At 41.2% G+C, this 12393-nt stretch carries 11 protein-coding genes; 5 read left to right on the top strand and 6 right to left on the bottom strand.

The annotated features are described in order from the left end of the window. Positions 1–5 precede the first annotated feature (5 nt). Positions 6–1184 (top strand): THUMP-like domain-containing protein, encoded by a 1179-nt coding sequence (locus WKF66_RS12300; RefSeq protein ID WP_489674754.1) that lies wholly within the window; start codon positions 6–8, stop codon positions 1182–1184. A gap of 135 nt (positions 1185–1319) precedes the next feature. Next, the gene (locus tag WKF66_RS12295) at positions 1320–4319 is read left to right on the top strand and encodes a glycosyltransferase family 117 protein (RefSeq protein ID WP_489674753.1); all 3000 of its coding nucleotides are present in this window, start codon (positions 1320–1322) and stop codon (positions 4317–4319) included. A gap of 44 nt (positions 4320–4363) precedes the next feature. Here WKF66_RS12295 and WKF66_RS12290 read toward each other — a convergent pair whose 3' ends face one another. The 4 genes from WKF66_RS12290 to WKF66_RS12275 form a co-directional block, all read right to left on the bottom strand. Then, positions 4364–4999, bottom strand: a complete 636-nt coding sequence (locus WKF66_RS12290) for a peroxiredoxin (RefSeq protein ID WP_489674752.1) — start codon at positions 4997–4999, stop codon at positions 4364–4366. A gap of 88 nt (positions 5000–5087) precedes the next feature. Next, positions 5088–6017, bottom strand: coding sequence for a DUF72 domain-containing protein (locus WKF66_RS12285; RefSeq protein WP_489674751.1), 930 nt, complete (start codon positions 6015–6017; stop codon positions 5088–5090). Positions 6018–6035: 18 nt separating this feature from the next. Beyond that, on the bottom strand, positions 6036–7124 hold the full coding sequence (locus WKF66_RS12280) for a trypsin-like peptidase domain-containing protein (RefSeq protein WP_489674750.1): 1089 nt from the start codon (positions 7122–7124) through the stop codon (positions 6036–6038). Between the two features lie 4 nt (positions 7125–7128). Beyond that, positions 7129–7695, bottom strand: coding sequence for an RNA polymerase sigma factor (locus WKF66_RS12275; RefSeq protein WP_489674749.1), 567 nt, complete (start codon positions 7693–7695; stop codon positions 7129–7131). 139 nt (positions 7696–7834) lie between these two features. Between WKF66_RS12275 and WKF66_RS12270 the strand changes: the two genes are divergently transcribed. The 3 genes from WKF66_RS12270 (at position 7835) to WKF66_RS12260 (ending at position 10114) form a co-directional block, all read left to right on the top strand. Beyond that, positions 7835–8038 carry a hypothetical protein gene (locus tag WKF66_RS12270; RefSeq protein ID WP_489674748.1) on the top strand — a complete coding sequence of 68 codons (204 nt, stop codon included), beginning with the start codon at positions 7835–7837 and terminating at the stop codon, positions 8036–8038. A 100-nt stretch (positions 8039–8138) separates the two neighbouring features. Then, positions 8139–9485, top strand: a complete 1347-nt coding sequence (purB, locus tag WKF66_RS12265; protein ID WP_489674747.1) for an adenylosuccinate lyase — start codon at positions 8139–8141, stop codon at positions 9483–9485. 77 nt (positions 9486–9562) lie between these two features. Continuing rightward, complete coding sequence (locus WKF66_RS12260; protein WP_489674746.1) at positions 9563–10114, top strand: NifU family protein; 552 nt, start codon at positions 9563–9565, stop codon at positions 10112–10114. A gap of 299 nt (positions 10115–10413) precedes the next feature. Here the strand turns inward: WKF66_RS12260 and WKF66_RS12255 are convergent, their stop codons facing one another. Then, a complete protein-coding gene (locus WKF66_RS12255) occupies positions 10414–11214 on the bottom strand; it encodes an inositol monophosphatase family protein (RefSeq protein ID WP_489674745.1) in 801 nt (266 codons plus the stop codon). A 12-nt stretch (positions 11215–11226) separates the two neighbouring features. Further along, entirely contained in the window at positions 11227–12381 is a 1155-nt protein-coding gene (locus WKF66_RS12250) for a prolipoprotein diacylglyceryl transferase (RefSeq protein ID WP_489674744.1), read from the bottom strand. Positions 12382–12393: the final 12 nt, after the last annotated feature.

Raw genomic sequence — 12393 nt, 5'->3', positions numbered from 1 at the left:
AGATCTTGAACAAACGTATCTTAGACTCCGCTGCTCAGCACTTCATCAATGAACATCTTAATGAAGATGTGCATAAGATTGCGATGTCTAAGATCGGTATAGAAGGTGTAGAAGCCAGGGAGCTGGCCAATCAGATCAGTTCGAAAAAGAAAGCCAGAAGAAAACTTCCTACCTGGTTTGAAAGGCCTTTGATCTACTATCCTATAGCATTGTCTATCGAACAAACCTCCTCAGAAGTCACGGCAAGTTACAAGGCCACTCTTGCTATCGGCAGTTCGCTCATCGATCTGACCGCTGGTTTTGGGGTAGATAGCTATTACTTTTCCAAAAGGTTGGAACGCACAGTGCACTGCGAGATTGATGCAGATTTACTTGAAATAGCTGCCCATAATGCAGAGATCTTAGGTCAGACGAATACCCTATTTTTACACCAAGACGGCCTGGAGTATTTAAAAGGCGCTAAGATGTTTTTTGACACTATCTATATCGATCCGGTTAGACGAGGTACAACAGGCAAGGTGTTCATGCTTAAAGACTGCAGCCCCAATGTAGTGGAAAACACCGATCTACTGCTTCAAAGCAGCAATCGCGTGATCATCAAAACCGCACCGATGCTGGATATCACTGCAGGCCTTAAGGAGCTTAAAAATGTCGTTGAGGTTCATATTGTTAGTGTTAAAAATGAAGTCAAAGAGCTATTATGGGTGTTGGAAAAGGGAGATCACCCGACAGTTAAAATATCAGCGGTCACTATTAACGAACAACTAAAGACTTTTTCTTTTGATAAACTGGAAGAACATGAGCAGATTCTTCTCGATTCTGAACTGTCGGGATTCCTCTATGAGCCGGATGCAGCACTCCTAAAAAGTGGTGCTTTCAACCTGATCGCCAAACGATATGGTCTTAAAAAGCTAAATACGCAAACTCAATTGTATAGCTCAGAGCTGGTGAACACAGACTTCCCCGGTCGTATCTTCAAGATCAAGGGCATCATTTCCCCCGGAGAACTCAAGAAGGATAAGCAACTTTCAGGGAATGTAATCGTAAGAAACTATCGCGACACACCCGAAAACCTGGTGAAGAAGTACAAGATCAAATCTCATGACACCAGGTTTTTGATCTTCACCGAGAGTAAGCAGTCCGGCTATATCATTGTGGATGCAGACATCATCCAGCATTATTAACTGCCTCTCTCTGACTTGAAACAACTCATATGTTAAATCATTTAATTTAACATACTTTAACAATCTTTAACATTCGCCAATCCGCTAAAATTCAATGTTTTAATTATGTTTGAGTTAACTAAAATTAAACTCAACATGATAAACAGTTACCAAAAACTCAATACTATTATCGGTTTTGTGCTCTTTGTAATCGCCACAACTGTGTTTACCCTGACAATGGAACCCACTGTCAGCTTCTGGGATTGTGGCGAGTTCATTGCCGCATCTTATAAGCTTCAGGTAGGGCATCAACCGGGGGCTCCATTGTTTTTAATGATCGGAAAGCTCTTTTCGTTGCTGGCAATTGGGAACACTGCTAAGATTGCCTACTGGATGAACTTCAGCTCGGTCATTTTTAGTGCTGCCACGGTAACTTTTCTCTACTGGTCAATTACCATGTTTGCTTCGAAGATCATACAGCAGAAGCAAAAAGCCCTGACTAATCTTTCCGTTATCTCGGCTGGTGTTATTGGCGCGCTGGCCTTTACCTTTTCAGATACTTTCTGGTTTTCCGCGGTGGAGGCAGAAGTGTATTCGCTGTCCATGCTGTTCACTGCCCTGGTCTTCTGGGCCATTCTAAAATGGGAACGGAATCTGGACAATCGCTGGCTGGTACTGATTGCCTTCGTAATCGGGTTGTCTATTGGCGTCCATCTGTTGAGTTTATTGGCAATTCCAGCAATAGTACTTGTTTACTATTTCAAGAAAACGTCTAAAGTAAGCGCCATGGGTATCGCAAAAGCTATGGGAGTTGCTGCCATCATTTGGGTAACGGTGCAATATATTGTTGTACAATACGTCGTTCTTATGGCTGCCAAATTAGATATACTGTTTGTCAATACCTTTGGGCTGGGCTTCGGAAGCGGCGCTGGCGTATTCGTTTTACTTATTGTAGCAGCTTTAGCGTACGGTATACAATACTCCATAAAGCACAAAAAATACAACCTTAATCTTTCACTGGTTTGCCTGACTTTCGTTGTTTTTGGCTTTAGTTCCTACTTTTTAATTCTCATCCGGGCAAATGCTAAGACGAATCTTAATCTATCGAATCCAGACAATGCCTTATCACTTTATAAATACCTCGGACGTACCAATTATGGTGATACACCCCTGCTATATGGGCAAACCTTCAATGCCGATGTAGTCAACTATAAGGAAACAGGACTCGAATATAGAAGAGGTGATAAATCTTATGAAATAGCTGGAAAAACTACAAAGCCTGAATATGATAAGAACATGCTGTTCCCCAGAACATACAGTCAGAAACCAAATCATGACGTATTTTATAGGGACTGGCTGCATATGGAACCAGGTGAAACCCCAGGCTTCTTTCAAAACCTCGGCTTTTTTACCAGCTACCAACTGGGTTTTATGTACTGGCGTTACTTCTTCTGGAATTTTGTAGGGAAACAGAACGACATCCAATCCACTGGTCCTTCAAATGATGGGAACTGGACTTCCGGTATTAAGCCGCTGGATCAACTTAGATTAGGAAACCAGGACAAGTTACCGCCAAGCATTATCGACAATGAAGGGCACAACAAGTTCTATGGTCTGCCATTGGCGTTAGGGATCATTGGTATCCTCTTTATGTACCGTAAAAACCGCAACGATCTTGCAATTATTGCTACACTATTCGCTTTTACAGGCCTTGCGATCATAGTTTACCTTAACCAGGACCCTATGCAGGTCAGGGAGCGGGACTACGCTTATGTGGGTTCATTTTATGCATTTTCAATCTTCATTGGAATTGGTGTCCTTGGCGTTGAAACACTACTATCTCGTTTAAAGATGCCCAAACTGAGCCTTGCCATGGCCTCATTGACCTGTTTAATAGCGGTACCTTTTCTAATGGGTGTACAAGGTTGGGACGAGCATGACCGCTCAAATAAGACTACTGCATTGGATTGGGCAAAAAACTACTTAAACTCCTGCGCACCTAATGCCATTCTTTTTACCAACGCGGACAACGATACCTTTCCCCTCTGGTATGTTCAGGATGTTGAGAATTACCGTACGGATGTCAGGGTGGTTAACATTCAATACTTGTCGGATGGCAATTACATCGATCAAATGTTAACACAGTCCGGCAAGTCTGCCCCCTTACCGATCAAATCAGATCGAACAAAGTACCTTAAAGGTATCAGAGAATGGATGCCTTATTATGAATATGGTTTTACCGATAGTGTGGAGTTAAAGGACATCCTTGCAGTCATGACTTCGGATGCAGCAGATGATAAGGTTTCGCTCGCTGATGGCAGCAAAGAAAATTTCTTGCCGAGTAAAAAACTAAAGCTGACTGTTGATCCCGCTCAGGTTCTTAAAACTAACACAGTCGCTTCAAAAGACGCATCGCGGATTGCTTCAACGATGGAATGGACATACAGGGAGAATGTGGTCTTTAAGGCGAACCTTGCCATCTTTGATATCCTCGCCAATAACAATTGGGAAAGACCGATCTATTTCGGAACAACCATTACTACAGATAGTTACATAGGCCTTGAAAAATACCTATACCTTGAAGGTTATGCTTACCGGCTTCTGCCCATCAAATCCACTATACCTGATCAGTACTATACAATGGATGGACAAACCAACACCGAAGTGATGTATGACAATCTGATGCGTAAATTTGATCTAAAGGGTTTCAAATCCTCTAAATATCAGGATCCTGAAAGTAGGAGAATTGCAAGTACAACCGAAAGGTTCATGAATAACTTAACCGTAAATTTACTGCGGGAAGGCAAATTGGATCAGGCAAAGCAACTGATGACGAAAGTCGTAAGTGAGCTACCAGAGAAAATTTATTCCATTGAAGACACCTTAACTAAAGTGTATACTGTGGATAATCTCTATGCAGTTAACCAAAACAAATCGGCTAATCAGGTTTCGAAATACCTGGCATCGTTTATAGGAAAAGAACTGTCTTATATCGCATCGCTGGATTTAAGGCGGAGGAACTCTTATGGCAAGGAGATTAAGATTGGCGTGCAAGTGTTAGCTCGCTTGGAAAAGATGGCCTCAGATAACCAGCAGGCTGAACTGAGCGCTTACCTGAGGCAGGTTCATCAAGATTTAGAAGACCAATTCGGGTAAAACTAAAAAGCCTCCCGATTAACTCAGGAGGCTCTTTTACTTCTCTATTTATTTGGCTGAGGTGTGGTTCTCAGATAAGGCTTGATTACTTTGTGACCCTTGGGAAATCTTTCAGGTATATCTTCAGTCTTTATACTATTTATAACCACAACATCATCTCCATCCGTCCAGTCTGCAGGTGTAGCGACGTTATATTTAGCAGTCAATTGTAGAGAATCAATTACCCTTAACACTTCATTAAAATTACGTCCTGTGGATGCAGGATAAGTAAGCATAAGCTTAACTTTCCTATCCGGAGAAATCACAAACAGCGACCGAACGGTCAATGTTTCCGAAGCATTCGGATGAATCATATCATACAAGTCAGCTATCGATTTATCTTCATCAGCTATTATCGGAAACTCAACACTCGTATTCTGCGTTTCATTAATATCTTTGATCCAGCCTTTATGAGACTCCGCAGAATCAACACTTAAAGCCAGTACTTTAACATCTCTCTTTTCAAACTCTCCTTTTAATGAAGCAGTTCTTCCCAATTCCGTTGTACAAACTGGCGTATAATCTGCAGGATGCGAAAACAATACACCCCAGCTGTCTCCTAAAAATTCATAAAAATCAATATCTCCTATTGAAGTTTGCGCTTTAAAATTGGGAGCAGCGTCCCCTATTCTTAAACTCATAATCTATATTTTTTGGTTGAACAATAACGAATACAAAGTAAATAATAAAGTCTACAAAGCGGGTATACTTTATCTAAAATAATTGTTCTTATTTTGTAATATCTCCGCCCTTGCCGATAAAATTAACTTCAGGAAGACTCGCCCCTAGATGCTTATTGAATTGCTGTATCGTGTAGTTCGCAAGTATTGGGGTATCCCTTTCGTCGTGTTGATGAAGAAAGAAGTAAACTTTCTCAAGCCCCTTATTTAACCAGTTCTTTAAACGCAAAACCCATTCATCTACTCTTGCACAGTCGGAAGCCTGATGTGCAGATCCATTGCCAACAAACCTGATAAACACCTCCGGAACGGTCATTTCCATATGAACGCAATCTCTTCTGCCACTGGCGTCGGTGATCACTGCTCCTCTTTTTAACCTATGGAGCATCTCGAAAAGTTGTGTACGGGCGTCAACGTCAGAAAACCAGCTGGCATGGCGTACCTCCACAAACAATTGGAAGTCGGTCGGCAAATTCGACAGGTATTCTTCCAAAATATCAAAACTTGTGGGGGAGAACTTATCAGCCAACTGAAGAAAGCAAGGACCAAGGTATTGTCCAAACTCATGGATACTTGCAAGATAACGATCGGTAGCTGCGTTGGCGTCTTTCAATCGCTTCATGTGACTGATGCCGCGAGATATTTTAGGGAAGAACAAGAAACCGTTAACCGCGTTTTCTTCTGCTTTATCTTTCCATTTCTTAATAAGCTCCGGTTTAGGTATACTATAGAAAACCGCATTCAGTTCAATGGAATTGAAGTGCTTGACATATTCATCTAGAAAGTTTGCTGCCTTTGCTTTGGGAGGATAGATCATATTCACCCACTCCTTCCTGCCCCATTTGGCACAGCCGACATAGAATTCCGGAGAAACACTTTTAGTAAGGCCTGAAAGAGTTTCCAGCGTTTGCTTCCCGTCTGGAGGCAGAGTGAAATCCACACCTGCTAACTCCTCATCAGTAACCTTTCCGAAGTTCATCGTTAACGTTTAATGGAACTATTTATAAACCTTAACCATGAAGATATAATCCTGCATTTTCTCTGCCTGACGAGTTTTAGTAAGTCCTTGCAAAGAGTTCCTCTTATTGAACTTCACCTGACCACCTAATGAGTCATTAGGAATCATATTCAAGATCTCCTGGATATACTGGCTTTTAACAGCAAAGGTAGCGCCATCAACTAACTTAAGTTTAGCGGTGATTACACCAACAATATTTCCATTCTGATCAAGTAGCGGACCGCCACTGTTTCCTGGATTCACATCAATGGATACCTGATATTGAGTGGAGTCTGTTCCGCTGTAACCGGTTTTTGAACTTACGTAACCCTTTGCGTAAACGGCATCATCTTTAGGAAAGCCCAATGTATAAACGTCTTCACCGATTCCAATTGCGTTCTGTTTCAAACGGTAAGGCAATGCAGGAAGCTTAAATGATTCATCGATAATCTTAAGAACTGCCAAATCATATTGCGTATCTCTTCTATCCACTTTAACCCTATACTGGTTGCCCTTTGTATCCTGAACGTACACCGAATCAGCACCATCTACAACGTGTAGATTTGTTAAGATATAACCGTTAGTGGTTAGCGCAAAGCCTGTACCTCCAAAGTTAGCAGGCTTAATGTTGTTAGTGATAGTTGTGGAGTTGATCTTCCTGATCAGATTGTTATTAGAACTCTTCAGCGCGGCCAAATCACGTCTAACCAATTCTACGCTGCCAATTTGCTGCGTGTTTTGTTTAATCGAATGCAACATCACTAGAGTAAGAAATATGAAGGACGCAGCAACACCAATGGCAGCTCTGTTCTTTCTCCACATGTTAACTACAAATGAAGGATGCGGACCTAGCTTACGGATAAGCGCATCCACATCAATTTGTGCATGAGCAGACTCCATTTTATTTTTTAGCGTAGCTATAGTATTATAGTCGTTCAAAGCGTCTAAAAAGACTTTTTGCGTAACCACTTTCTGATCAACCGCCGGATCATTTGCGCGCATTTGCTCAAAAGCCGCCCGCTCTGCCTCATTGAGGTTACCCAAAAGATAATCTTCAATTATACTTTCTAAATCCATTTCGTTCTTCATCACCTTATGTCTGAAAAAATAACTTCTTTAATCTCTGCATGCATTTATACTTCTGAGTTTTAGCGTTATCCGTATTGGTATAACCAAACTTGTCAGATATGTCCTGCATAGACAGATTGTTCAAATAAAAATCCTGAATAATAGTCTTGCAAGGTTCACCAAGATGAAGGAGGGCAGCTTGCATTTTATCAAATTGCACTTCTTTCTGCTCGTGATCTTCAATATCTATGTCAGTAGCAACGATGTCCTCAAAGTCTGAAATGTTATTGGTCTTCTTGCTTTGCTGAGCAAGCTTCTTTAACCAAATTCTTCTGCAAACTGAGTATATATACGTTTTTAGTTTACTACTTAATTCAAAATCTCCGCTCTTAATCTTATTGTATAAAACAATAATGCCTTCCTGATACACATCCTTTGCGTCATCCTCATCACCGTTGTTGTTCAAGATAAATTGTAAAATCATTGGAAAATAACCGATGTACAACTTATTGAGCGCATCATCCGAATTGTTTAAGATCCCTAAAACAACCTCTCTATCTGTTGGAACTGAACTGCTTAACTTATTACTCACCAATTAATACATTTAAACGTGAATGGTAACCCAATGATAGGAAAAATAATATTTTTATTTTTTTAAAACTCTTGGGTTACCTTTTAAACTTTCGGGTATTAATCTGTAAAATTAATTAATTACTTTAAAAACCTTCAAAATGAAAAATGCATTCAAATTTGGCTTTTTAGCTCTAGCAATTTCTTTATCAGTAGCGGCTTGTAACTCAGAAAAATCTGGTGAGTCAACTGATACTTCTTTAGCTGATACTGCTGCAATCACTACTACTGTTGATACTACTGTTACTGATTCAACTGTACAAGATACTGCTATCACTGTAACTAAAGACACAACTAAATTGTAGTCTTAGTAACCAGAATACAAAAAGAGGGTGTCCAATGCTATTGGATACCCTCTTTTTTTGTGCCTAAAAATCTTACATTTGGGACTGATAAAATCAATTCATGAACCTTTCTTCTCTACAAGCAATCTCCCCTATCGACGGTCGTTACAGAAATACAACCAAAGCGCTTTCCAATTACTTCTCTGAATATGCGTTAATTAAATACAGGGTCTTTGTTGAAATTGAATATTTCATTGCCCTTTGTGAACAAGGAATCCCTGGAATGCAAACATTCGATAAGTCTAGCTACCCATTACTAAGATCAATTTATGAAGGCTTTAATGAATTCGATGCACAGGAAGTTAAAGACACTGAAAAAGTGACCAATCACGATGTAAAGGCAGTAGAGTATTTCATAAAAAAGAAGTTTGACGGCCTAGGTTTGGAAGATTATAAAGAGTTTATCCATTTCGGACTCACCTCTCAAGACATTAACAACACCGCAATTCCATATACGTTCAAATTATCTCTGGAGGAAGTCTATTACCCAAATATTGATCTCCTGATCGAGAAAATTAATGGACTCGCCACAGAATGGAAAGATATTCCGCTATTAGCGCATACCCATGGTCAACCGGCTTCTCCTACCAAATTAGGTAAGGAATTTTTAGTATTTGCAGAGCGAATCAAAATCCAGGTTCGTAACCTTAAAGCCATTCCCAACAGTGCAAAATTTGGTGGCGCTACCGGAAACTTTAATGCGCATCACATCGCCTACCCAGCTATTAATTGGGTAGATTTTTCCAACAACTTCGTCAACCAAACCCTTGGGTTAGACCGTGCACAGTATACTACGCAAATCGAGCATTATGACCAATTTGCGGCGCAATGCGATGCATTAAAGAGAATCAATAACATCATTATTGATATGGATCGCGATATCTGGGCATATATCTCCAAGAATTATTTCAAGCAAAAAATAAAAGAAGGCGAAATCGGTTCTTCCGCAATGCCACACAAAGTCAATCCGATCGATTTTGAAAACGCAGAAGGAAATGCAGGTCTTGCTAACGCTTCCTTTGAGTTCTTCGCTGCAAAGCTCCCGATCAGCAGGTTACAAAGGGACCTGACGGATTCAACAGTACTTAGAAACATTGGCGTACCCATGGCGCATACCCTGATTGCCATTAATTCTACACTACGAGGCTTGAATAAGATCATCTTAAATGAGGATGCCATCCATGCGGATCTTGACAACAACTGGGCTGTGGTTGCCGAGGCGATCCAAACAGTCCTGAGAAGAGAAGCGTACCCAAACCCTTACGAGGCATTAAAGGACCTAACCAGAACCAATCAAAAAATAACTGCCTCAACAATGGCCGAATTCATTAATGGCCTAAACGTCTCTGAAGAACTTAAGTCTGAGCTTAAACAGATCACCCCATTCAACTATACGGGAGTCTTTTAGTTAAATGACCCAAAACAGACACCCTAATTGTTAATTGAAGAGCTGAATTATTTATTTTTGTATCAAATATTAAGACAATGACTATTAACGTATATACAGAACAAACCCCGAATCCTGCCACTATGAAATTCATGGTCAACAAGTTGTTGATCAATGGCAGTGAAGATTTTGCTACCAGAGAGTCTGCTGAGCATTCTCCATTCGCAAAGGAATTGTATAAGTTTAATTTCGTTAACGGCGTTTTCTTTGCGAGTAATTTTGTGACGATTACAAAGACTGAAGACGCAGAATGGGCGGACATTGAACCGATCCTTAAAGAGTTTGTTAAAGGAGCTGTAGAATCAGAATATAAAATCAAAGAAGAAACAAGTGATGAGGCGCCGGCTTTTGAAGGCTCCGACCTTGAAATTAAGATCCAGCAAATTCTTCACGACTATGTTCGCCCTGCGGTAGAACAAGATGGTGGAGCCATTAGCTATAAATCATTCAATGAAGGTGTTGTAACTGTAGAGCTTAGAGGTTCTTGCAGCGGATGTCCTTCATCGACAATCACACTAAAATCAGGTATTGAAAATCTATTGCAACGTATGGTTCCTGAAGTGAAAGAAGTAGTTTCTGAAGCACTATAATACAGCAGAACCATTACAAAAGGTATAAAGCCAGCATTTAACGATGTTGGCTTTTTTTATGCGGATAAAATGCAGGATTTAAGCGCTTTACTTAATACCACGCTCGGTATAACGACACTTAGAGCCCACTGAAAGTACACTATAAGCTTTGCTCCTCCTCGGTCCCTCTTCGGTTGCTCTTCGGTTCAGAGCCGACCAGGGACCGTAGGAAAAGCGTCCAGGACCCGTAAAAGGAACGTAGATAGGTAAAGCTCAGAGTGAACTCAGTGCGTCGTCAGACTGAGCTCATTACGAGCCGACTATAAGCTACGGTTGAAGTGTTCCTCCATCAAGTCAATAACCTCTTTATGGATAAGACCGTTTCCGGCTAAGATTTCCCGGGTCTCCAAAAACTCTTCACCGCCTTTGAAGTTCATGACCGTCCCTCCCGCTTCCTGAACAATAAATGCACCAGCAGCGACGTCCCAGGAGTTTAAATTGTATTCGAAGAATGCGTCAAACCTCCCGCAAGCCACATAAGCCAGATCTACCGCAGCAGACCCAATCCGCCTTAAACCATGGCATTTCTGCATTAAGGTTGAAAACAGTTGCATGTACTGTGGCTGTTTATCAAACTGATAATATGGAAATCCAGTGGCGAGAAGGCACTCAGATAGTGAGGTTCTTTTTGATACGTTAATTGGCTTGCCATTTAAAAACGCCCCACCACCCAGGTAAGCTGAGAACATCTCTCCGCGGTTGATTTCATACACTACTCCAATCACTGGTCTTCCATGTGCATACAGCGCGATGCTTACCGCATAGGTCGGAATTCCATGTATAAAGTTCGTAGTCCCGTCCAGGGGATCTATAACCCAGTCGTAAACCTCTCCTTTGGTGTTAATGGTATCTTCTTCAGTCGTGAACCCTGCCTCAGGCAGAATTTTCGACAAGTTCTTTACAAGCTGTTTCTCTGCCTGCTTATCTACATAAGAAACCAGGTCATTCAGTCCTTTCAATTCTATTGAACTGGCGCTGAAGTTTAAAGATTCTTTTCTAATGAAGTTACCGGTAAGACGGGTAGTGGCAATCACTTTTGCACACAATAGTTCGTAATCCAAGGCATTAAGGTTTTAGTAACTGGCTAATTTATCTTTGTTTTTCGTTGCATTGACCACAAGAAGTAAGCCAGACAGGAACAACAAACTTGAAATTAGCTCGGCTTGAGTGAATGATATTCCTGCTACGTTATAACGGGAATTAACTCTGATCAGCTCTACGCAGAAACGCTCCGCGCCATTCATCATCAGATAAATACCAAACATCATCCCTGGGGATTTAAACTGATGACGGATCTTCCAGAGGATAAGAAACAATAGGAAACAAACGATTACTTCGTAAAGCGGGGTTGGATAAACAGGCTGGGCAAGTTCATGACAAAATTTACCTACACAATTGGCAATAGGCTCGCCTTCATTAGCTACGTTGTTGGGGTAAGTATATGCCCAAAGCCAGTCTGGCAACCAGTTGAAGGGCTTAGGATTTAAATTTGGAATACCCCAATCGCCATCTCCAGACATGTGGCAACCAATCCTTCCAACGCTATAAGCAAGCATCATCCCCGGACCGCCAATATCTAGCATATGCAGTGGTTTAATGCCATTTTTACGCGCGATGTACAATACCGCCGCTCCACCGCAAATTAATCCACCATAGAAGGTTAAACCGCTAAAAGACAGCAAGCCGCCAATCGGATCCTGAATGAACGTATCCCAATGCTCCAGGTTGTCAAAAATCTTAGCTCCTAAAAAGCCCCAGACAGCAGCCCATACGATCAGGTTACCCATCAACTCGTAAGGATGTTGAGTGACCTCAACAGTCTTCGGTGCTGGTAATTTATGAGCGTTCTTTTCTTTGTAATCCCAGTAAACAAAAAGTGCTGCAAATGCCAGACCACCAAGGAAATTGCCGGTTAAAGAGAGCAGAACTGTTTGCGCATCATTAACAAACAGCTGGTAGTTCAGTAGCGCATAAACAAGCTTATAACCTATCAAGAATCCGAATATCCCGTTACCAACCAGTTCTGCAGTACTTGCCGGCTGACCGATAGTTACGGTAGTTTTGATTGGTTTTAAGATTCCAAGAGCCTCTTTTCTTTTGAACTCCTGAGTAAAAGCCCAGTATCCTGCAATGAAAGCCAAAGCCACAAATACCCCAAAAGTATTGAATGGTAATGGGACCTGAACACCGAAAAGATATTCTAAAAAATGAGATACTGTAGGAAACATAAGGTTAAAAAT

Origin of the sequence: Pedobacter sp. (assembly GCF_037719805.1) — a bacterium.
In the GTDB taxonomy this organism is placed as follows: domain Bacteria; phylum Bacteroidota; class Bacteroidia; order Sphingobacteriales; family Sphingobacteriaceae; genus Pedobacter.
Note: the sequence above shows the minus strand (reverse complement) of the source record. Positions and strands in the feature narration are given on the sequence as shown.